This is a genomic window from Streptomyces sp. NPDC021080 (genome assembly GCF_044333225.1).
GTDB lineage: Bacteria > Actinomycetota > Actinomycetes > Streptomycetales > Streptomycetaceae > Streptomyces.
The window spans coordinates 617,049-638,019 of record NZ_JBIRQM010000001.1 but is presented as its reverse complement, the minus strand read 5'-3'; the positions used below and the strand labels follow the sequence as shown (position 1 = coordinate 638,019).

Below are 20,971 nucleotides of genomic sequence, written 5' to 3'. Positions count from 1 at the left end.
GAGGCACCCATGACTGTGGTGCCGCAGAGCAGCGGCGGTCTCGCCCGGGGCGGCGGCGGAAGCAGCAGCCTCTACGACGTTCTGGAACTCATTCTCGACCGCGGTCTCGTGATCGACGTCTTCATCCGGGTGTCCCTCGTGGGCATCGAGATCCTGAAGATCGATATACGCATCGTCGTGGCCAGCGTCGACACTTATCTGCGCTTCGCCGAGGCGTGCAACCGTCTCGACCTGGAATCCGGCAGGAAGGCACCGGCTCAGCTGACCGACATCGTCGGCGACACCGTGGAATCCGGTGCGCGGGGCAAGTCCAAGGGAGCCCTGAGCGGCGCCGCCGAGGCGGTCACCGACACGATCCGGGAGGTGACGGGCAAGCACGGCGACGACGAGGAGGACGAGGCGGAGGGAGAAGAGGAGGCGGAGACGGTGGAGCGAAAGCGGCGGCCGGCCCGGCGCTCCTCCCGGCGGGAGCGAAGCTCGTCCCGCGACGAGGAGTGAGCCATGGCGATATACATCTACTCGATCACCTTCAAGGACCATCCGCTGCGCCTCGACGGCCTGAAGGGAGTCGGCGCCTCCTCACCCCCGCTGCGCACGGTGACGGCTGGACCGCTCTGCGCGGTCGTGAGCGACGCGCCGGACGAACTGCGCCCCAAGCGCCGCGACATCGGCCGGCATCAGGAGGCCCAGCAGCGTCTTCTGACGGACGGCACCGTGCTGCCCCTCAGGTTCGGCTACACCGCGCCGGACGAGGACGCGGTCAGGGACGCGCTGGAGTCGCGCGCCGACGACTATGCCGATCGGCTGCGCCGGCTGGAGGGCTGCACCGAGTACAACCTGAAGGCCGCGCAGGACGAGGAGACGCTGCTACGGGAGATACTCACCGACTCGGAGACGGCCCGGCAGCTCAACGACGAGATCCGCGCCGGCACCGCGGCCCCCGACGCGCCGCTGCGGCTCGGCGAGCTGGTAGCCAACGAGACACGGGCCCGCCAGGAGGCACTGGCTTCGGGCGTGATCGAGGCGCTCCGCCCGTTCGCCCGGGAGATCGACTCCTCTCCGCCCGCCGGAACGGACTTCCTCAGCGTCTCGTTCCTGGTGAGCGCCGACCAGGACGAGCTCTTCCTCGCCACCGAGCTGAGTCTCGCGCACCAGATGGGCGAGGCGTTCACGTTCCGGCTCAACGGTCCGCTCCCTCCGTACAGCTTCAGCTGATGGAGACGTCATGGGACTGTTCACACAACTCGTCACGCTTCCCCTGGCGCCCGTGCGCGGAGTCGCCTGGGTGATGGACAGGGTCCTGGAGGCCGCGGAGGACGAGTACTACGACCCCGCGCCCATCCGGCTCCAACTCGCTGAACTGGAAAGGCAGTTGGAAGCCGGTGAGATCGACGAGGAGACGTTCGACGGGCTGGAGGACCAACTCCTGGACCGGCTGGATGAGATCAGGGTTCATGAACAGGGCGGCCTGTCGTGAGCGAACCTCTCTCCAACCGGCTGGGGGACTATCCGTCCCGCGCCGCGCCGGCGTACGCGCAGGGATCGTCCGCCAACCTGGCCGACATCCTGGAACGCGTCCTCGACAAGGGCATCGTCATCGCGGGTGACATCCGGATCAACCTCCTAGACATCGAACTGCTCACGGTCAAGATCCGGTTGCTGGTCGCCTCGGTCGACAAGGCCAGGGAGATGGGCATCGACTGGTGGGAACACGACCCCTCGTTGTCCTCACGGGCCCGGGACGACCGATCGCTGGCCGAGCAGAACCGCCGGCTGCGGGCCGAGTTGAACGCCCTGCGCCGGGACAGGGGCATCCCCGAGGTGGAGGCGGAACCGCGCGACACCACCCGCCGAAGAGCTGATCGCGATGACGACGAGTACGAGTGAACAGGTCACCTACGCGTACGCCGTGGCACGCGCGCACCCGGACCTGGCGCGGTCCTTGACCGAACTCGCGGGAGTGGCCGGTGCCCTGGTCCACCTGATCGCCGCGGACGGGAAGGAGGACGGCGGTGGGGACATCGTTCTTGTGGTGAGCCAGGTACCGGCCGCGGACTTCCGTGAGGAGGGACTCAGACGCCATCTGGAGGACCTGGACTGGCTGGAGGCGGTCGCGCGGGCGCACCACGCGGTCGTCGAGGCGGTCGCGGCCCGCACCCCGGCGCTGCCGCTGCGGCTGGCCACCGTCTACGTCGACGACGGCAGCGCCCGCGACATGCTGCGCTCCGCGGTGCGGCTGTTCGCCGAGCGTCTGGATCTCCTCGCCGACCAGGTCGAATGGGGAGTCAAGATCTACGTCGAGGCGACCGCGCCCGCCGACCAGGCCACGCGGGAATCCGCCCAGGCCGACCCAGAATCGGCCCCGGATTCCGCGCCGGCGGCGGACATCACGCCGGGACGTGCCTACCTCAACGCCCGAAGGCGGCAGCGCGGCGACCGGGACGCCGTCTACCGGGCGGCCGGGCGGGCGGCGGAGCGGGTCGGGGAGGTGGCACGCGCTTATGCGACCGACCGGGCGGCCCACCGGCCCCAGCAGGGCGTCCTGGCCGGTGACGCGGGAGAGAACGTGTTCAACGACGCCTTCCTGGTGCCCCGTGGACGCAGCGAGGCCTTCCGTGCCGAGGCCGCCCGTGCGGGTCACGGCCTGGCAGGGGTCCGCGTGGAGGTCACGGGCCCGTGGGTGCCGTACTCGTTCGCGATGCCCGAGGACGGCACGGACGACCGCGCCGTACGAGGTGGCGCGCCATGACCCGGTCCGGCGGTTCCGCCGCCGTGGAACCGCTGCCCGACCGTCAGGTCGCGCTCGTCGACCTGCTGGACCGGCTTCTCGCCGGAGGGGTGGTCCTGGTGGGTGACGTGGTGCTGTCCGTCGCCGACATCGATCTCGTACGGGTGTCGCTGCGCGCGCTGATCGTGTCCGTCAGCTCGGAGAACCCGTCGCCCTGGGACCGGCCCGATCCCCTGCGGGGCGGCCATGACAGCTGACGGCGACGGCACCTTGGGGCCCGCGGATCCCCTCGAAGAGGCGGCGGAGGCCGCGGCGCGGGCCTTCCGGCTGCTGCCGGCCGAGCCCGCGGACGGACCACGGCCGGGTGTGCGTGGCCGCTCCGTTGCCGGGCGGATCAACGCCGACCCCGACTCGGTCGAGCGCGACCTCCTGCGCCTGGTCCTGACGCTGGTCGAACTGCTGCGCCAGGTGATGGAACGGCAGGCGCTGCGCCGGGTCGACCAGGGCGATCTCAGCGAGGAGGACGAGGAACGGCTGGGAACGACGCTCATGGTCCTGCACGACCGGATGAGGGACCTGTGCGCGAGTCACGGGCTCACCCTCGAGGACCTCAACATCGACCTGGGACCGCTGGGTCCGCTGCTGCCACCGCCCGACCCACGGGTTCGGTGAGGGTTTCCGGGGCGGCAGGGCCACGAAGTGCCGTTCGGCGTACCGCCCTTGAGAGTCGCACGGCACCACCGGGAACACCGGCCGGATGGCTGCCCGCGTACGTGGCGACCGGTTCCGCGCTCCCGTCGACGGCCGATCGGACCCGCTTGGTGAAGTACCGACCGGTCATTCCGCATGCGTTCACACATGTGCCGTTTGCGGTACACGGGGCGCGACTCTGATGGCTCCGGCAATCGCACCCCGAACACCTGGGAGAACTCGATGTCCAGACGCCATGTCAGGTCCGCGGCCCTGCTCACCGCCGCCGGGGTGCTGACCGGGGCCACCCTCGCGCAGCCCGACGCCTTCGCCGCCTCCCACCGCCGGGACGACACCCGTCACGTGCTCCTCATCTCCGTCGACGGACTGCACCAGGCGGACCTGGAGCGGTACGTCTCCCTGCACCCGAAATCCGCGCTGGCGCGGCTCGTGGGCGGCGGTGTGGAGTACACCCACGCCAGGACCACCACCCCGTCCGACTCCTTCCCCGGCATGGTCGCCCAGGTGACCGGCGGCAGCCCGGGCACCACCGGCGTCTACTACGACGACACCTACGACTCCGCGCTGCTCCCGGCCGGAACCACGGCCTGCGCGGGCGTGAGGCCCGGCGCCGAGGTGGACCTCACGGAGGACCTGGACCGCAGGCCGGCCTCCCTGGACGCCGGCCAGGGCCTGACCGGTCTGCCGGACGGCATCCTGTCGATGACGGGCGACCCGGCGAGTCTGCTCGACACCTCGAAGCTGCCGGTCGACCCGCGGACCTGCCGGCCGCTCCCGCCGCACGCGTACCTCAGGGTGAACACCGTCTTCGAGGTGGCCCGCGCGGCGGGGCTGCGCACCGCGTGGTCGGACAAGCACCCGGCGTACGAGATCCTCGGCGGTCCCTCGGGCAGCGGGATCCAGGACCTGTTCACACCGGAGATCAACAGCGACGCCCTCGGCTACCCGGCCGGGAACGACTGGACGAAGGACAACCGGGCCACCGAGCAGTACGACGGCTACAAGGTGAAGGCCGTCCTCAACGAGATCGACGGCTACGACCACAGCGGCACCCACCGGGTCGGCACCCCGGCGGTCTTCGGGCTCAACTTCCAGTCCGTCTCCACCGCGCAGAAGCTGCCCGCCTCCGACGGTCTCAAGGGCGGCTACACCGCCGAGAACGTGCCCGGGCCGCTGCTGGAGAAGAACCTGGACTTCGTCGACGCCCGGGTCGGCGAACTGACGTCGGAGCTCGCCCGGCGCCATCTGGCCGGCAGCACCACGGTCGTCCTGTCCGCCAAGCACGGCCAGTCGCCGACCGACCCCGCCGCGCTCACCCGGATCGACGACGGTCCGCTGCTGGCCGGCCTCGACGCCGCGTGGAAGAAACTCCACCCCGCGGCCGGCAACCTGGTCGCGCACGCCGTGGACGACGACGCGATGCTGCTCTGGCTGACCGACCGCTCCCGGGCCGCCGCCGAGTTCGCCAAGGACTACCTGCTCACCCGGAGCGGCACCGGCACCGACATCGACGCGGCGCCCAAGTCCTTCACCCACGGCGGGCTCGCCAAGGTCTACGCCGGAAGTGCCGCGGCCCGCTACTTCCACGCCGCGGCCGGCGACACCCGCGTTCCCGACGTGTTCGGTCTCACGCAGTACGGGGTCGTCTACACCGGTGGGACCAAGAAGATCGCCGAGCACGGCGGCGCCCACGCCGACGACCTCGACGTGCCCCTGGTCGTGTCCGGCGCCTCGGTTCCGGGGGGTGTCCGCGACACGGCGGGGGTGCGGACCACGCAGATCGCGCCCACGATCCTGAGCCTGCTCGGCCTCGACCCCCGCTCCCTGGACGCCGTGCGCGAGGAGCACACCGCCGTACTGCCGCTCCACTGATCCGTTCGGCGGGGCGGGCGAAGACACGCCCCGCCGAACGGCGGTTCACCGGTTCGTCGCGTGCGGCTCCCGCACCACCGCGATCTCGCCGGGGTCGATCCTCACCGAGCCCGACAGGGGCTTTCCGGTGAGGAGTTCGGTGGCGTTCGGCGGGACGGGGATCTCCGCGCCCCGGCCCGCGTGGTCGATGAGGAACACGTAGTCGGCGTCCCGGCCCCGGCGGCGGACGCTCTCCACTCCCGGTGGGACGTCACCGGCGTCGGCGACCCCCGCCTCGGTGCGGATGCGGTCGAGCAGCGCGGAGAGGGTGTCCGGGTCGGGGAGGGTCGCCACGTACCAGGCCGTGCCCTGCCCCCGGGAGTTCCGTGTCACCGCCGGGACGCCGGCCAGGGGTCCGTCCGTGTACGCGGCGACCGCCTCGGCGCCGTTCAGCCGGACCCGTTCCGACCACAGGGTGGCCGTGGCGCCCGGGGGCACCCGGCCGGTCAGGCCGGCCGACTCGCCGGGCAGGAGCGGGAAGAGTTCGTCGCTGCGGATGCCGAGGGTGTCGCGGAACGCTCCCGGGTAACCGCCCAGCCGGATATGGCAGTTCTCGTCGACGGCGCCGCTGTGGAAGCCGATCGCGAGGGTGCCGCCGCGCTCGACGTGGCCGGCCAGGTTCGCCGCGCCCGTCTCGTCGACGAGGTAGAGGCTCGGGGCGAGGACCAGGCGGTAGGCCGTCAGGTCAGCGTCGGGGCGTACGAAGTCGACGGCCACGCCGGACCGCCACAGCGGCTCGTACCAGGCACGGACCAGGTCCTTGTACCGGAGGTCGGCACTCGGCTGGGAGGGCAGTTCCAGTGCCCAACGGGCGTTCCAGTCCCAGACGATGGCGACCTCGGCGGTGCCGGTGCTGCCGCGTACCTCGGCCAGGGCTTCGAGGTCGGCGCCGAGGCGGACCACGTCCTGCCAGATGCGGCTGTCCGTTCCCGCGTGCGGGAGCATCGCCGAGTGCCACTGTTCGGCGCCCGTCTTCGCGGCCCGCCACTGGAAGTAGGCGATGCCGTCGGCGCCGTGGGCCACGTGGGCGAGGGCGTTGCGGCGCATCTCGCCGGGGGCCTTGGCACGGTTGACGGGCTGCCAGTTCACGGCGCCGGTGGAGTGCTCCATGAGCAGCCAGGGACCGCCGGCCAGTGACCGTGTCAGGTCGCCACAGAGCGCGACGTCGATCTCGGAGGCCGGGTCGGCGGACATCAGGTAGTGGTCGTTGGAGACGATGTCGAGTTCCGGGGCCCACCGCCAGTAGTCGAGCGCGTCGAAGACGTCCATCACCATGAAGTTGGTGGTGGCCGGTGTCGACGGGGCGGCCGCGCGCAGGACGTCCCGTTCCGCCGTGTACAGCGACAGCAGTTCGTCGGAGCAGAAGCGGCGCCAGTCCAGCTGGTGCGTGGGGTTCGGGACGGCCCCGGTGGCGCGGGGCGGCAGGACCTCCTCCCAGTCGTAGTACCACTGGCTCCAGAACGTGGTGCCCCAGGCGTGGTTGAGGGCCGCGAGATCGTCGTCGTAGCGTTCGCGCAGCCAGCGGCGGAAGGACCGGGCGCTGGTGTCGCAGTAACAGGCGGCGTTGTGGCAGCCGTACTCGTTGTGGACGTGCCACATCACCACGGCCGGGTGGGCGGCGTAGCGTTCGGCGAGGGCCCCCGTGACGCGCAGGGCGGCCTCGCGGTAGACGGGGCTGCTCGGGCAGAAGGTCTGCCGGCTGCCGTAGGTCAGCGTCCGGCCGTCCCGGTCGACCGGGAGCGCTTCGGGGTGCGCGCGGAAGAACCAGGCGGGCGGTGCGGCGGTCGGGGTGGCGAGGTCGGCTGCGATGCCGTTCTCGTGGAGGAGGTCGAGGATCCGGTCCATGCGGGTGAAGTCGTAGGTGCCCTCGGCGGGCTCCATGAGGGCCCAGGAGAAGATGCCGACGCTCACCATGGTGACGCCGGCCTCGCGCATCAGGCGCATGTCCTCGGCCCAGGTCTCCTCGGGCCACTGTTCGGGGTTGTAGTCGCCGCCGTAGACGATGCCGGGGACGGACAGGGTGCGTTCGGCGGTTCGTCCGGGTGTCGTTCCGGAAGTCATGCGGCCCCTCCCGAGGACAGCAGGCGGCGGGTGGTGGCCACGCCCCACTCGTCGAGGGACAGCAGCCGGTCGCTGGAGGCCATCAGGCCGCCTGTGGCCTCGACATGGGCCGCCCAGCGCTCGCGGGTCTCCACGGCGGGGCGGGCCATCAGGCAGTCGGGATCGTTGATCCACAGGCGTCCGTGCTGCCATTGGCGGCCCTCGCCGGTGAACTCGGCCGCGTCCTGGCCGGGTTGGCTGTAGTCGCCGGCCTCGGGGCGCCGGTGCGGTGCCGTGTCGGGGCTGACCCGCATCGCGTCGAACAGGCCGATGGACGGGAGCACCGGCGCTCCGCAGCCGAGGAGGTAGGCGTCGGGGCCGATGGCCTCACGGATCAGGGCGATGCCGTCGCGGTAGGCGGTCGGCGCGTCGGCTCCGGAGTGCCGTACGCCCTCCAGCGCGCCCGCGTAGAGGAAGTCGGTCTTGAAGTAGTCGTATCCCTCGGCGCGCAGGGTGGTGAAGACGTCGGACAGATACGCCCGGGCCTCGGGGTGGGTGATGTCGAGGGTGAACAGGTCGTGGTCCCAGTTGTGGCCGGCGTGCAGGGGCGCGCCCTGCTCGTCGTGGACCAGCCAGTCCGGGTGCTGTGCGGCGAGTTCGCTGTGCGGCGCGACGAGGAACGGGGCGGTCCAGATGCCCGCGCGCCGGCCGCGCCCGCGGATGGCGTCGGCGAGGGCCGTGCGGGAGCGGAAGCGGCCGGAGAGGGTGAGCCAGTCGCCGAGCGCGCTCTGGTAGCCGTCGTCGATCTGGACGACGTCGACGGGGAGGTCGAGGGTGTCCATCGCGCGGAGGTTCTCGTGGATGTCGTCCTCGGTGACGGCGGTGAAGTACTCGTACCAGGAGCACCACACCGTGGGCGCGGGCCGCGGGGCGGGGAGCGCGAGGGCGTCGGCCCAGGCGGCGAGCGCGCCCTGGATGCCGTCGGGTCCCGCGTGGGAGGACTCCGTGACCGGGCCGTCGGCGCTGATCCCGGCACGGCCGTCCTGGACGGTCAGCCGGATCGAGGGGACCGGGCCGGCCGGGTCCGGTGCCGCCCACAGGCGGACCGGTGAGCCGTCGCCCGGGTCCAGCGCGAGCAGTCCCTCGCCCTGGAAGGCCGCGGGCGGCGCGGTGCGGCCGGGCCGGTAGCAGACGGTCGCCCAGTTGGCGTTCGTCGGGCGGTACGGGGTGGCGTCGAGGGCGTAGGAGCCGCTCGGGCTCCAGGACTGCCAGCCCTCCTCGTGGACCCGTGCGGTGCGCGGGTCCACGGGTACGGAGGCTACGGGGGTGAAGGCTTGGGGCACGTCGTTCTCTTTCACGTGGAGCCGCCTGAGAGTTTCGGGTGGTGTCGTCTCAGCTCTTGTTGGCGCCGAGGGTCAGCCCGCTGACGAACTGCCGCTGGAGCGCGAAGTACACGACGAGTGTGGGGATCGCGGTGAGCAGGGCGCCTGAGGCGACGAGGTTGGGGTCCGTGAAGTACTCGCCGGAGAGGTTGTTCAGGGCCGAGGTGATGGGCATGTTCTCGCCGGTCGAGATCAGGACGAGGGCCCAGAAGAAGTCGTTGTAGATCCAGATCGACAGCAGGGTCGCCAGGGCGGCCATCGCGGGCTTGCACAGCGGCAGGGTGATCTGCCAGTACAGCCGCCACACCGACGCCCCGTCCACGAGCGCGGCCTCGGTCAGCTCGTGCGGCAGCGAGCGCATGTAGTTGCTCAGCACGAACGCGCAGAACCCGGACTGGAACGCCACGTGGATCAGCACCAGGCCGAGCGCGGAGTCGTACAGCTTGCCGCTCGCCGTGATGCCCGGCAGGTCGGTGAGCAGGTACATCCGGTACAGCGGGGTGATGATGACCTGCTGCGGGAGCAGGTTGCCGGCCGTGAAGACCAGGAGCAGGGCGAGATTGAGGCGGAAGTCGAAGCGGCTGACGTAGAAGGCGACCATCGACGACAGGAACAGCGTGAGCAGCACGGCCGGCACCGCGATCAGCAGTGTGTTGACGAAGTAGTGCGTCATGTCCGACTGCTCGAACGCGTTCTTGAAGTTGTCGAAGTTCAGCGTGTCGGGCCAGGAGACATAGCCCTTGGCACTGGTCTCGCTGTACGGGCGCAGGGCCGAGAACATCGCCCACAGCAGCGGGGCGAGCCAGGCCAGGGCGGTACAGGCGAGGAACACGTGCAGCAGCACGCGGGCGGGGCGGACGGGTGCGCGCCGCCCCCGCCCGCCGGCCGCGAGGGTGGGGGCGCTCACGATCGCCGCTCCTTCCGGAAGGTGGCCACCAGATACGGGATGATCACGACGAGCGAGATGACCAGCAGGACCACCGCGATCGCGGAGCCGTAACCGATGCGGCTGGATTCGCCGATGATGTTGTTGGTCACCAGGATCGAGAGCAACTCGGTTCCCTGGGCGCCCTTGTTGAAGACGAAGACCAGGTCGAAGGCGCGCAGGGCCTCGATGATGGTGACGACCAGGACGACCGTGTTGGTGGGGCGCAGGGTCGGGAAGACGACGTGCTTGAACGTCTGCCACTCGCCCGCGCCGTCCAGTGAGGACGCCTCTCTGAGGGAGGGGTCGATTCCCTTGAGGCCGGCCAGGTAGAGGATCATCATGTAGCCGGTGTGGCGCCAGGAGGCCGCGACGAGGACGGCCCACAGGTTGAGCTTGGGGTCGCCGATCCAGTCGATGTAGTGACCCGGCTCGTTGGCGCCGATGAGGCTGTTGATGAGGCCCGTGTCCGGGTTGTAGACGAGCTGCCAGACGAAGCCGATGCAGGCCATCGAGATGACGACCGGCAGGAAGAACGCCGTCTGGTAGACGCGGCTGAAGCGGATGTTCTTGTCCAGCTGCACGGCGAGGAAGAGACCGAGCGGCGTCGGGATCAGGATGAGGACGACGAACCAGATGACGTTGTGCTGGACGGCGGGCCAGAACTGCGGGTTGTCGGCGAAGAGCTGACGGAAGTTCTGGAGGCCCACCCACTTGATCGAGTCGAACCCGATGCCGTCCCAGGTGGTGAAGGCGAGGGCGATGGAGGCGAAGGCGGTGACCCAGACCAGGGCCACGTGCAGGACCGTGGGCACGCCCGCCATGAGGGCGAGCGTGAACCGGTCACGGCGGGTCAGCAGGCGGCGGTGGCCCCGTGCGGCCCGCTTCGGCGCGGAGGCAGCGCCCGGAGACGGCACACCGGCCGCCTCCGGGGACTGCGTCGTGGTGTCGGTGGTCATGGTGTCGTTCACGCGGTCGCGAAGATCTGCTTCTTCTGGCGCTCGATCGAGGACAGCAGGCCGTCCACGCCCTTGGGGTTCTGGAGGAACTTCTGGAGTCCGGGCTGCATCACGGTCGCGGTGAAGTCCGGCCGGGAGTCGCGGTCCATGAACTGGGTCAGGGTCTTGGCGTTTCCGATCATGTCGAACGCCTTCTTCTGGAGCGGCGAGTACGCGGAGGTGTCGGCCTTGCTGGAGGCGGCCACCACGCTCGGGTCGCCCTTGAGGTAGAGCTCCTCGGCGGCCGGGCTGCCCATGTACTCGAGGAGCTTGAGGACGCCGGCGTGGTTCTTGGGGGCCTTGCTGACCATGAGGCCGTCGGTGGGGGCCTCCACGGTGTCCTGGCCGTACGCGGAGTTGATCTCCGGGAAGGGGAAGAAGTCGAGGTCGTCCAGGTCGTCCTTGTCGGTGAACTGCTGGGCCACGAAGGTGCCGAGGAGGTACATGCCGGCCTTCTTGGCCACCAGCGTCTGCGCGGCGTCCTGCCAGGTGCGGCCCATGAAGCCGTCCTGGTGGTACGGGAGGAGTTCGGCCCAGTGGTCGAAGACGGCCTTGACCTTGGCGTCGGTCCAGGAGGCCTTGCCCGCCATCAGCTGGACGTGGAAGTCGTAGCCGTTGAGACGGAAGTTGATCTGGTCGAACGTGCCCATCGCGGGCCAGGCGTCCTTGTCGCCGAAGGCGATCGGGACGAGCTTGTCCTTCTTCATCTGCTTGCACAGGGCGATGAGTTCGTCCCAGGTGGTGGGGACCTTGTAGCCGTGCTGCTGGAACACGCTCTTGCGGTAGAAGACCGCCCACGGGTACGTGGTCATCGGGACGAAGTAGTACTTGCCGTCCTCGCCCTTGCTGAGCTTCTTCATCGCCTCGGGGAAGTTGTCCCCGATCTTCGCCCACACGTCGTCGATCGGCGTCGCGAGCTTCTTGGCCGCGAAGAACTGCATGCGGTACCCGGCGAACCAGTTGAACACGTCGTCCGGCGTGCCCTGCAGATAGGAGTTGATCTGCCCCTGGAAGGTGTTGTGGTCCTTCGTGTTGACGTCGACCGTGATGCCGGACTGCTTCCTGAAGGCCGCGTAGACGTCGGCGAAGGCCTTCTTCGGCACGGCGTCGGACGCGTTGGAGCCGACCGTGACCGTCTTGGGGTCCGACGCCGCGCCGCTGCCGCCGCAGGCGCTCAGCAGGGGTATGCCCGCGCCGAGGGCGGCCGCGCCGCCTATTCCGCGGAGCAGGGTGCGACGGCTGGGCGTCGGGACGGACAGACCCGAGAGAGGAAGGTGCATGACGGCTCCTGAGGGCTGGGGTTCGGTCGGGTCGGACGGCGGGGAGGCCGGAAATCGATCAGAAACCAACTCGACCGAACAACGTGGGCGTAATGACAGCCTCATGTCGCCACCGCGTCAAGACCTCGCACCCGCCGTGCCCGAAACGTGACCGACACGTCACGGACCACCGGCGCCAGGAGTTCACGACCTCAACTGGCAACCGGGAAACGGGCGGACGCGATCGACACGAGCCACCCGACCCACCCTCCCGCCCGGCTCACGAACCGGCACAGGACGGGCCGTCCGGCCTTATTGACGCTGTTGGCTTTTGCGACGCGAATGACCAAAAGCAAACAGGCGCATGTTGATTTTGTTTGAAGGCAGCACAAATCAACTTGGGTGCCATTCCCTGTCGAATGCGACAGATCGATGGCGTTCCCGGGCAGCCCCGTCCCCGGTCGGGTCTGCGTCCGCCGCCCAGTCTCGCGCAGCGTAATCGATTACGCCACAGTCCCCCGACATCGATCCGGCAAAGCCGTGGAACGGAAACAGGCGTGGCGGGAGGGACGATCGCCGGCCCGGACTCCGGCTCAGGACCGGCGTCGAGGCGGTGTCAGACCGACGCGCGCGCCACGAAGACCGCGCCGACCCGCACGGTCCTGCGCCGCGTCCGGCCGTCGATCTGCTCCAGGAGGAGCCCGGCCGCGACACGGCCCACCTCGCGCGCCGGATAGCGGATGGTCGTCAGCCGCGGCCGGACGAGCGAGGCGAACTCGATGTCGTCGTGCCCCACCAGGGACACGTCACCGGGAATGTCGAGTCCGAGGCGCTCGGCCGTGTCCATCGCGCCGACGGCCGTGATGTCGTTGCCGCACAGCACGGCTTCGGGCCGGAGCTTCGCGCGCATCAGCCGTTCGAAGCCCTCCGCTCCCGCCTCCCGCGTGTGCTCGCCGTGGACGATGTGCTCCTCGGCGATACGCAGCCCCGCCTCGGCCGCGTGCCTCCGGACGCGTTCCAGGCGCGGATCGCCGCCCGCGGCGTCCAGCGGCCCGGCGATGACGCCGACGCGCCGCCGGCCGGTGGCCGCCACATGCGCCAGGGCCTCGCGGACCGCGCCGTCGGCGTCGGGAGTCACCAGATCGACGTCACCGAAGGGGACGTCCGCGCTGACCACGGCCGGGACCCCGGCGGTGCGCAGTACCTCGAAGGCGTCGGCGGCGAGCCGGAACGGCGTCATCACGACACCGGCGAACCTCTGGTGCACCGCCTCGTGCAGCAGCGCCTCCTCCTCGTCCCGCCGTGCTCCCGTACTGCTCACCAGCACGTGGTAGCCCCGGCCGCGCAGCTCGTCCTGGATCGAGCGGGCGAGCAGCGCGTAGAAGGGGTTGGCGATGTCCGGTACGACGAGGGCGACCATGGTGGACTTGCCCGTACGAAGGCTCCGGGCGACGGGGTTGAGGCTGAACCCGAGCTGCTCGATGGCCGATTCGACCGCCTTACGGGTCTCCTCCGTGACCGGACGCTTTCCGCTCAGCACGTACGAGACGGTGGCGGACGAGACTCCCGCGGCCCGCGCCACGTCGCTCATGGTCACCCGCTGCCGCATCCCGGTCCGCCCCTTCTCCGACCGCAACCCTACCGGCGCCCGCCCTCCGGCGAGGTTCCGGCCGGCCGCACCCCCTCCCGTGTCAGCGCAGGTCCGCGCCCCCGGGGCGCACGACACCCGTCGCCGCCGCCCCCGATGCGCGCGGGACCCCGTCCACGGAGGACGCCCGGACGAGCCGCCCCGCCGGTCGCGGCCCGCTCGAATCACCCGTTATGCCCCCAATACGGTCGACCGTCAACGAAACGTCCATAGTCACCCGATGGCGGAGGTCCGTGATTCCAGGGGGCCTCGCCTCCCGGCTCCCGGCCAAAGATGACCATACTGGGAGGGCACACCACACCCCACCAGCAAAGTGACTCATGCCGAAGTCCTCCACAGAGCGTCCCACCGCCCCGGAAACAGTCTGGCTGGCCGCCGGGCGCCACACGGGCCCCGCCCCGCAGAGCGCTCTCCGGGAGCACCTGCGGGAACTGAAGAACAGTGAAAGGATCCAGGACTTCCTGGAGAAGGAGAACGCCGCGACGCCGGACGGTCACGTCTTCGAGGCGCGCTGGTTCGTCGACGGCGACGTCACCGTGCGGGCGCGGCTCACCACCGACGCACGTGCGCACGTGGACGGCGAGCGGCGCTGGGAGCTGGCGGCCGAGGCGGAGCGGCCGTGGGATCCCGGGTGGACCTCTCCCGCCGCGCTGCTCTGGCCCGAGCGGAGCGACATCTCCTGGGACCGTGACGCCGCGGCCGGGCTGCTGCTCCAGGACATCAACCCGCTGCCGAAGGACGACGCGGCGCTGCGCCGGCTGCTCAAGGACATCGCCCGGCACAGCTGGAGCATCAACGTCGTCGTGCACGAGGCCATGACCCCCGACGCCGAGGGCCGCCTCCCGCTGACCCGGCTGCTGCCGCCCGCGCTGCGGCACCGCGTGGTGGAACACCGGGCCACGCCCGAGCAGTTCCACGCCGTCAACTGGGCGCTCGGCGACCTGGGGACGTCCGTGCCGCGGGGCGGGGCGGTGATCCTGTCCGGCAACCCCGCCCGGATCGGATTCGACGAGCAGGCGTTCAGGGTGCGCAGTGTCTTCCTCGACGGTTCCGAACCGAAGGAACTCCTCGACAAGATCGTGCAGTTCGCGGCGCTGCCGTGGCCGCTGCCGGACGACGCGGCGGCGGCTCTCACGGCGCTGCGCGAGGACTGGCAGTTGCTCACCATGGAGGAGGAACTCGCCCACGCGCGCGCCTTGGTGGCCTCGTACTCCGAAGCCCTCGACGCCATGACAAAGTCGCGCGATCTGTACCGCGAGGCGACCGAACTCGCCCACACGGCGCTCGCCGAGATGGCCGAGTACCGCGACGCGTCGTCCGCCGTGCGGAACTCGGCGCAGGGGCAGGACAAGCACCCTCTGGCGAAGACGCTCCAGCGCGTCACGGACTCGCTGCTGCCCCGGCGGGCGCAACGCGTCGACGCCCACCTCCAGGAAGCGCGTGAGAGCGAGCGGCGGGCGCGCGAGGCTTCCGAGTGACCTCGGGCGCGGGGGAGCGGCGTACGCGCCGCTCCCCCGCGCCGTCGGCACGGGTACCGTCAGGCACCGCGCCAGATGTTGGCGAACGCCGCGTTCTCGATGGCCCGGCGCTGGCGGACGGCTTCCAGTTCCATCACCGCGTCGTGCACGGCGACCAGCACGGTGGTCACCGCCTCGTCCTCGACCGAGGGGGTGTCCTCGGTCTGCTCGGCGGGGATCCCGACGACCTCGGCGAGCGCGGCGAGGACGGGCTCGTCGGCCGCCCAGCGATGCATCGCGCGGCTGCGGGCCGGTGAATCGACCAACTCCATGCGTTCGCCGCCGAACGGCAATCGGCTCCGTCGCTGCCGGGTGAGCTGGCCCGCCTGTTCGAGGTCGGTCTGATAGGCCGCCGCCAGATCGCGGCCTCTGCGCCAGAGCCAGTCCTCGACCCGCTCGTACGGGACCTGCCGCACGAGCGAGGACGCCGCCTCGCCCAGCAGACGGTCGTCCGTCGCCGGCTGTCTCGCCGGCGTCATCCTGTCACCGTCCAGGGTGATGACCTCGCCGGCGAGGAGATCGATCACCTCGGCTCCGGCGAGGGCGAGCGACAGGTCGCCCTGCCCCACAGAACGTTCCGGCTCCTTGTCCATCGTGATGATGAACAAGTCCCTGGCCGTGGTCACGAACGGCTCCCCTCGGAGTACCTCCCCCGGCGCGAACGTCCCGCACCGGATCCAGCGCATCCACCGCACCGCCCTCCGCGGGCGATCCGGTCGCCCGCGACGGAAGGGCACGTCACGGTCGTGATCGTAACTCCCGGTGGACCCGTGCGTCAGTGAGCCGCGGGCTCCGCGGGCCGGTCGAAGGCGTGCCGTGGCGTGATGATCTTCGTGATCGCGTCCCCGGACAGGGCGCTGGGCTCCGTCCCTTCGTGGTCGATGCCGGTGTTCAGCGGCACGACGGGGGTCGCCCGGTCCGGCGCGAGGCAGGCGGTCGGCGACTCGTACCCCGGTGGCGAGCCGTCGTGTCCGGCCCCGCCCTGGACGTCGAAGCGCCGAGGCCGTGGCCGGCGGCGGAGGGACGGCCCGAGGGCCGTGCACGCGGCCGGTCCGGCCGACGCGTGGTGCGCCCGCCGGACCGGATGTCCCGCGTCCGATGCGCCCGTCCGATGTGCCGTCAGCCCTGGCGGGCCTTCAGTCGCGGGTTCTTCTTGTTCACGACGAAGACCACGCCGTGCCTGCGGACCACCTGGGCCCCCGGCTTGGACTTCAGCGAGCGCAGTGACTTCCGTACTTTCATGACTCTGTCCTCCTCCTGCCGAACTCGGCGCGCTCCGGCGGTCAGTGCCGGTCCGACGCCGTGCGGCCGTAGCGGCGCTCGAAGCGCTCCACCCGGCCGGCGGTGTCCAGGACCCGTGAGGTCCCGGTGTGGAACGGATGGCTCGCCGACGAGATCTCCACGTCGACGACGGGATGGACGGCGCCGTCCTCCCACTCGATCGTCTTCGTGGAGTGCGCGGTGGATCGCGTCAGGAACGCGACGCCGGCGGCGCGGTCCCGGAAGACGACCGGACGGGATACGGGATGGATGTCGGGCCTCATGCGGTTCCTTCCTCGGTCACGGCAAGTACGTGCGCGGATACGACGGGTACGACGGGTACGACGGGCATCTGCGCCCGGTACGCCCGGCGTACGGTCAGCGCTCCTCCCGGAACGCGACGTGCCGGCCGGCCAGCGGGTCGTACTTGCGCAGGACGAGCCGGTCGGGGTCGTTCCCGCGGTTCTTGCGCGTCACATACGTGGCGCCGGTCCCGGCCGTCGACTTCAGCGTGACGACGGGACGCGCGGTGCTGCGTGCCATGAGCCCTCCTTCACCCACCATGCACGAGCCTTGACTCGCGCATGCCAATCAGTTACATGGTCTGCAACAGCGCACCGGGCGTTCGCATTCCCGAAGCGAGAACGGGTTCCGAGAACGGGTTCCAAGAACGGAACCGGGAGCGGCGGGCTCCGGCGGCCCGCGATCGATCTTGCTCACGCAAAGGACCGCTCATGCGGGATCGGACCGTCCGCGAACGGCCTGGAACGTCCCCGCCGCGGTGAACGCGTCGGCGATCGGCGCGACGAGCGAGGCGAGGCGGCGGGCACCCGCGTCGCCGATCGGCGCCCACAGCGCCGCGCAGTGCGCGTCCGTCTCCCCTTCGATGCGCTCGCGTGCCGCCCTGCCGGCGTCGGTGAGCACGGCGCGGGAGTCGAGCCAGCCGCGCGCGACGAGACGTGCCGTCGCCGCGCTCCACTCCTCGTCGTTCCACCGACGGGTCGCCCGCGCGAGAGCTGTCGGGAGGCGGCCGGTCGCGGTGTGCAGGACGAGGCAGTCGCACGGCCCGAGGCCGTTGTCGGCGAGTACGACGAGATGGGCGTCGCCGCGCCACTCGCGCGCCACCGTGATCTGCTGCCAGAGCGCGACGAGAGGATCGGGGGGAAGCGGGACCGAGGCGTTCGCGGCGGCCAGCACCTTGCCGGCGTAGTCGGCACCGGCGACGACCGGGTCGATCAGCGAGCGCGCCTCGGCGAGGTGGCCGTCCGTGAGATGTACGCCGACGCGCCGCATCGCCCGTCCGACGGCCAGGAAGCGGGCGGCCTGCCACCGCTCGGGCGGCGCGGCGTCCCACACGCCCGCCATGGCCCGCACCGCCCGCGGACTGAAGTTGTAGAAGGCCGCGAGCGTGACCTGCCACGGAACCGCGCCCATCGCGGCCGACCGGAAGGCCAGATACGCCTGCCCGCGGTCGGTCACGCCGAGCCCGGCCGCCTCCTCGGCGCCCTCGGGGGCGAGATAGACGAACAGGTGGGCGGCGCTGACGGCACGACTGACGTCAGCGACGGCGTTCAGGTCCATCGGGCCGTCGCCGGGGCGGATTAAGCGGTCATTGACGGACATAGCGGTTGTTCCCTTCCGGACGAGGACGTCCCCATCGGCTACTGAATCGACGATAACATCAATAATCGATTATCCAGAGGATCGTCTATCCGGTCGTCTACGATGGGCCCGTGACTCAGACGGCGCACCCCTCGACCCCGCCGGGGAAGCAGATGCTCTCCGAGCAGGTCTACGCACACCTGCGGGACGCGATCATGCGCGGGGACCACCCGCCCGGTACCCCCCTCAAGCCGCAGGATCTCGCCAAGGAGCAGGGCGTGAGCCTGGCCGTGGTGCGCGAGGCGCTCGTGCGGGTGGTCGGTGAGGGGCTCGCCGACCGGCTGCCCAACCGCGGTTTCGCCGTCCCGTCCTTCTCCGACCAGCGCTGGCAGGAGATCGCGGAAGCCCGCCGGACCGTCGAACCGGTCGTACTGCGCATGTCCATCGAGCGCGGCGACGTCGACTGGGAGGCCCGTGTGCGGGCCGCGCACCATCGTCTGGTTCGCACTCCGGCGTACGCGCCGGAGGAAGGCGAGTACTACACCGACGCCTGGGCCGAGGCGCACAGGGCCTTCCACCGCACGTTGCTGGAGGGGTGCGGAAACCGTGCGCTGCTCGAGACCTTCGACCGGTTGTGGACCGCGAGTGAGCTGGCCCGCCGTTGGTCGGCGCACCGCAACCCCGGCCGGGACGGCGCCGAGGAACACCGCAGGCTGGAGGAGGCGGCGCTGGCCCGCGACGCCGACACCGCAGCCGCGGTCCTGGTCCGGCACCTCACCTTGACCGCGGCCGCTCTGACCGACGATGCGGGCCAGGCCGGCTAGGCCCGCGCCGCAGCACGCCGCCTCCGGCCGCTCCAGGGGGCCGGGGCCGGGGCCGGAGCCGAGCTGGTCCCTGGGTCCCGTCCGGAGCCGGTCCCTAGGTCTGGGCCGGGAGGCGGTCCGGGTCATGGCCCGGGGAGCCGGGATCGAGCGCGGCCCGGTCCGCGCAGCCTGGGGACGGCTCCGCCGGGACACCCCCTTCCGCCGCCCTCGCCGCGCAGCGGTTCCGGGCCGTCGGCCGAGTCCCGCTCCCGGTGCGCCGGCGCCACCACCGGGCGGCCGTGGCCGACGGCGACGGCGCACCGGCGAGGGTCAGGACGGCTTCGTCGCGGTGACGGCGGTGACCGTCACCTTGTTGTCGCACTCGGCCAGCACACCGTCCTCGAGGGCGAGTTGGTTCGCTCCGCTGCCCGGCAGGCCCACCACCAGGGTCGGGTAGGAGACCGGAGTGGACCCGGACACGCAGTAGCCGTCGGCCTCGCCCTGGACCTGGACGAACGTCAGCTTGACCCAGGCCTTCGCGGCGGGCGCGAGTACCACCTTGGACGTGGGGCCCGCCTTGGTCACGGTCAGCGGGCGGTTCTTCTCGGGCGTGCCGTTGGCCGCCCCCGCCACGGTCGGATACCCCTGCAGGACACAGGCCGCACCGGACATGTTGGTGAACTCGACGATCGCGGCGCCGGTCCCGGTGCCCGGGGGCCGTACGGCGGCCTGGTACATGAAGGCCTTCAGGGACTCCGCGGCACAGGTCTTCGTCGTCGCGACGGGTGTCGCGGTGACGCCGCCCGAGCCCGAAGCCGGAGCCTTGGACGTGGGAGCACCCGTGGGCGCGGCCGAGGTTCCCGTCCCGCCGGAGGGCGTGGCGGGCTTCGAGGAGGCGGCGGACGACGCCGTCGGCTTCGTCGCCGTACCGCCCGACGGCGCGGCGGTGGAACCCGCGGTGTCCGAGCCCGGCTGGCACGCGGTCACGAGAAGTGCGGCCGCCGACATGCTCGCCATGGCCAGAGCGGCTCCGCGGGCACGCGACCCGAAGTGCATCCCGTACTGCATGAAGTCCCCCGATAGAGATGTTCAGGCGCCGGTCGTTCACCGGCACTCGTCGCTACAGATCGACGGACGGCGTGCCTGGTTCACCTGCGGACACGGCTGTGACATGACGGTGACGGGCCGGGGACCGATCACCGCGGGCCGCCGGTTCGCACGGCGGCCTCCATCCGTGTCCCCGGGCCCGCGACGGGTCGTGGTCCGCCGCGGGAAGGGGGCCGGAACGGTGTCACGAGGCGGTGCCGTCGAACGTGAACGTGAACGCGACCACGCCGTCGGTGGTGCTGCCCTCGGCGGTGAGCGACGCGCCGGAGCCGTCGAGGCGGCCCGTGAACGTCGTGCCGGCGGCCAGCGCGTGCGGGAAACCGCCGGGCATCTGGCCGAGGTCGGAGCGGCAGGCGACGAGGGGGCCGGGCCAGTTGAGCAGGTTCAGGACGACGGCTTCGCGGGCGTGCGGGTCGGTGAGCCTGGCGTTCAGCCGGCCGTCGGACCAGCCGATGTCCCAGTAGGTCAACAGGAGGTTCGGATCCCGGTAGTTGCCCGCCAGGTCCCGGCTGGAGACCGTGCTGACCGACGAGGACCAGAAGGAGACCGCGCCGGCCTGGGCGGGGTTGCCCGCCGCGAACAGCATCGAGAACGGGTTGCTCTCGCTCTGGTCGCCGCCGGTACGGGGCCTGTCCAGATGGAGCGTGGCGTTCATGGAGTAGGTCTGACTGCCCGCCTGACGCCGGGAGCCGTCGGTGGTGCAGTAGTCGTAGACGTGGACGGAGATGCGCGCGGTGCCGCTGTACGCCTTCCCCCACAGGGCCGACGCGCCCGAACCGCCGGCCTGCGCCGCTTCCCCGGAGGCGGCCGGTGTGGCCTCGACCGTGGCCGGTGTCGGCGTCGGCGTCGGCGTCGGTACATCGCTGACCGAGGGCGTCGGCGCGGACGCGGGCGGCGCGGATGTCGGCGCCGCGGACGCCAAGGTGCTCGCGGAGGCCGTGGCGGCGGCCGTCGGCGCGCCGCCGTTCCCGCACCCGGCCAGCGACGTGCACAAGAGGCCCGTGCAGACCCCCGCGACGAGCCGGCTCCGGACGATCGCGGGCACGCGTCGGCCCGCTGTCATGGTGGCCATGACACTCC

24 protein-coding genes are annotated in these 20,971 nt (G+C 71.1%); 10 read left to right on the top strand and 14 right to left on the bottom strand.

Going from position 1 to position 20,971, the window contains the following annotated elements; genetic code table 11:
- The first annotated feature begins 9 nt into the window (after positions 1-9).
- The 8 genes from gvpJ (ACH4S8_RS02850) to ACH4S8_RS02815 all read left to right on the top strand — a co-directional run bounded on the left by gvpJ (ACH4S8_RS02850) (position 10) and on the right by ACH4S8_RS02815 (position 5,311).
- A complete protein-coding gene (gvpJ, locus tag ACH4S8_RS02850) occupies positions 10-498 on the top strand; it encodes a gas vesicle protein GvpJ (protein ID WP_398390248.1) in 489 nt (162 codons plus the stop codon).
- A 3-nt stretch (positions 499-501) separates the two neighbouring features.
- Positions 502-1,215 carry a GvpL/GvpF family gas vesicle protein gene (locus ACH4S8_RS02845; RefSeq protein ID WP_398390246.1) on the top strand — a complete coding sequence of 238 codons (714 nt, stop codon included), beginning with the start codon at positions 502-504 and terminating at the stop codon, positions 1,213-1,215.
- Between the two features lie 10 nt (positions 1,216-1,225).
- Positions 1,226-1,477, top strand: coding sequence for a gas vesicle protein GvpG (locus ACH4S8_RS02840; protein ID WP_398390245.1), 252 nt, complete (start codon positions 1,226-1,228; stop codon positions 1,475-1,477).
- A complete protein-coding gene (locus tag ACH4S8_RS02835; protein WP_398390243.1) occupies positions 1,474-1,887 on the top strand; it encodes a gas vesicle protein in 414 nt (137 codons plus the stop codon). The genes ACH4S8_RS02840 and ACH4S8_RS02835 overlap by 4 nt, the downstream gene beginning before the upstream one ends.
- Positions 1,868-2,749: a GvpL/GvpF family gas vesicle protein gene (locus ACH4S8_RS02830; protein ID WP_398390241.1), complete on the top strand. Its 882-nt coding sequence runs from the start codon at positions 1,868-1,870 to the stop codon at positions 2,747-2,749. The genes ACH4S8_RS02835 and ACH4S8_RS02830 overlap by 20 nt, the downstream gene beginning before the upstream one ends.
- A complete protein-coding gene (gene gvpJ, locus ACH4S8_RS02825) occupies positions 2,746-2,985 on the top strand; it encodes a gas vesicle protein GvpJ (RefSeq protein ID WP_398390239.1) in 240 nt (79 codons plus the stop codon). Before ACH4S8_RS02830 ends, gvpJ (ACH4S8_RS02825) begins: the two co-directional genes overlap by 4 nt.
- The gene (locus ACH4S8_RS02820; RefSeq protein WP_398390237.1) at positions 2,975-3,400 is read left to right on the top strand and encodes a gas vesicle protein K; all 426 of its coding nucleotides are present in this window, start codon (positions 2,975-2,977) and stop codon (positions 3,398-3,400) included. Before gvpJ (ACH4S8_RS02825) ends, ACH4S8_RS02820 begins: the two co-directional genes overlap by 11 nt.
- A 261-nt stretch (positions 3,401-3,661) precedes the next feature.
- Positions 3,662-5,311, top strand: a complete 1,650-nt coding sequence (locus ACH4S8_RS02815) for an alkaline phosphatase family protein (RefSeq protein ID WP_398390235.1) — start codon at positions 3,662-3,664, stop codon at positions 5,309-5,311.
- 45 nt (positions 5,312-5,356) lie between these two features.
- Here the strand turns inward: ACH4S8_RS02815 and ACH4S8_RS02810 are convergent, their stop codons facing one another.
- The 6 genes from ACH4S8_RS02810 to ACH4S8_RS02785 all read right to left on the bottom strand — a co-directional run bounded on the left by ACH4S8_RS02810 (position 5,357) and on the right by ACH4S8_RS02785 (position 13,563).
- Complete coding sequence (locus ACH4S8_RS02810; RefSeq protein ID WP_398390233.1) at positions 5,357-7,411, bottom strand: beta-galactosidase; 2,055 nt, start codon at positions 7,409-7,411, stop codon at positions 5,357-5,359.
- Positions 7,408-8,733 (bottom strand): glycoside hydrolase family 36 protein, encoded by a 1,326-nt coding sequence (locus ACH4S8_RS02805; RefSeq protein WP_398390231.1) that lies wholly within the window; start codon positions 8,731-8,733, stop codon positions 7,408-7,410. Before ACH4S8_RS02805 ends, ACH4S8_RS02810 begins: the two co-directional genes overlap by 4 nt.
- Positions 8,734-8,782: 49 nt before the next feature.
- Positions 8,783-9,679 carry a carbohydrate ABC transporter permease gene (locus ACH4S8_RS02800; protein WP_398390229.1) on the bottom strand — a complete coding sequence of 299 codons (897 nt, stop codon included), beginning with the start codon at positions 9,677-9,679 and terminating at the stop codon, positions 8,783-8,785.
- The gene (locus tag ACH4S8_RS02795) at positions 9,676-10,656 is read right to left on the bottom strand and encodes a carbohydrate ABC transporter permease (RefSeq protein WP_398390707.1); all 981 of its coding nucleotides are present in this window, start codon (positions 10,654-10,656) and stop codon (positions 9,676-9,678) included. Before ACH4S8_RS02795 ends, ACH4S8_RS02800 begins: the two co-directional genes overlap by 4 nt.
- Before the next feature lie 8 nt (positions 10,657-10,664).
- Complete coding sequence (locus ACH4S8_RS02790; protein ID WP_398390227.1) at positions 10,665-11,975, bottom strand: ABC transporter substrate-binding protein; 1,311 nt, start codon at positions 11,973-11,975, stop codon at positions 10,665-10,667.
- Between the two features lie 595 nt (positions 11,976-12,570).
- Positions 12,571-13,563, bottom strand: a complete 993-nt coding sequence (locus ACH4S8_RS02785; RefSeq protein ID WP_398390225.1) for a LacI family DNA-binding transcriptional regulator — start codon at positions 13,561-13,563, stop codon at positions 12,571-12,573.
- A gap of 359 nt (positions 13,564-13,922) precedes the next feature.
- Between ACH4S8_RS02785 and ACH4S8_RS02780 the strand changes: the two genes are divergently transcribed.
- Positions 13,923-15,080, top strand: a complete 1,158-nt coding sequence (locus tag ACH4S8_RS02780; RefSeq protein WP_398390223.1) for a hypothetical protein — start codon at positions 13,923-13,925, stop codon at positions 15,078-15,080.
- Between the two features lie 59 nt (positions 15,081-15,139).
- Here the strand turns inward: ACH4S8_RS02780 and ACH4S8_RS02775 are convergent, their stop codons facing one another.
- The 6 genes from ACH4S8_RS02775 to ACH4S8_RS02750 form a co-directional block, all read right to left on the bottom strand.
- On the bottom strand, positions 15,140-15,745 hold the full coding sequence (locus tag ACH4S8_RS02775) for a GPP34 family phosphoprotein (protein WP_398390221.1): 606 nt from the start codon (positions 15,743-15,745) through the stop codon (positions 15,140-15,142).
- A gap of 149 nt (positions 15,746-15,894) precedes the next feature.
- Positions 15,895-16,020: a hypothetical protein gene (locus tag ACH4S8_RS02770; protein WP_398390219.1), complete on the bottom strand. Its 126-nt coding sequence runs from the start codon at positions 16,018-16,020 to the stop codon at positions 15,895-15,897.
- A 218-nt stretch (positions 16,021-16,238) separates the two neighbouring features.
- Positions 16,239-16,361: a type B 50S ribosomal protein L36 gene (gene ykgO, locus ACH4S8_RS02765; RefSeq protein ID WP_362156145.1), complete on the bottom strand. Its 123-nt coding sequence runs from the start codon at positions 16,359-16,361 to the stop codon at positions 16,239-16,241.
- Between the two features lie 41 nt (positions 16,362-16,402).
- The gene (locus tag ACH4S8_RS02760; protein WP_398390217.1) at positions 16,403-16,663 is read right to left on the bottom strand and encodes a type B 50S ribosomal protein L31; all 261 of its coding nucleotides are present in this window, start codon (positions 16,661-16,663) and stop codon (positions 16,403-16,405) included.
- 94 nt (positions 16,664-16,757) lie between these two features.
- Positions 16,758-16,922, bottom strand: a complete 165-nt coding sequence (gene rpmG / locus ACH4S8_RS02755) for a 50S ribosomal protein L33 (RefSeq protein ID WP_151467191.1) — start codon at positions 16,920-16,922, stop codon at positions 16,758-16,760.
- Positions 16,923-17,111: 189 nt separating this feature from the next.
- The gene (locus ACH4S8_RS02750; RefSeq protein WP_398390215.1) at positions 17,112-18,002 is read right to left on the bottom strand and encodes a hypothetical protein; all 891 of its coding nucleotides are present in this window, start codon (positions 18,000-18,002) and stop codon (positions 17,112-17,114) included.
- 110 nt (positions 18,003-18,112) lie between these two features.
- Here ACH4S8_RS02750 and ACH4S8_RS02745 point away from each other — a divergent pair, with 110 nt between their 5' ends.
- Positions 18,113-18,805 (top strand): GntR family transcriptional regulator, encoded by a 693-nt coding sequence (locus ACH4S8_RS02745; protein ID WP_398390214.1) that lies wholly within the window; start codon positions 18,113-18,115, stop codon positions 18,803-18,805.
- Positions 18,806-19,114: 309 nt separating this feature from the next.
- On the opposite strand, the gene ACH4S8_RS02740 is transcribed toward ACH4S8_RS02745, so the two are convergent.
- Together ACH4S8_RS02740 and ACH4S8_RS02735 are read right to left on the bottom strand one after the other, a co-directional pair.
- Positions 19,115-19,852, bottom strand: a complete 738-nt coding sequence (locus tag ACH4S8_RS02740) for a DUF4232 domain-containing protein (RefSeq protein ID WP_398390212.1) — start codon at positions 19,850-19,852, stop codon at positions 19,115-19,117.
- 223 nt (positions 19,853-20,075) lie between these two features.
- Positions 20,076-20,963, bottom strand: coding sequence for a hypothetical protein (locus tag ACH4S8_RS02735; RefSeq protein WP_398390210.1), 888 nt, complete (start codon positions 20,961-20,963; stop codon positions 20,076-20,078).
- Between the last annotated feature and the right edge of the window lie 8 nt (positions 20,964-20,971).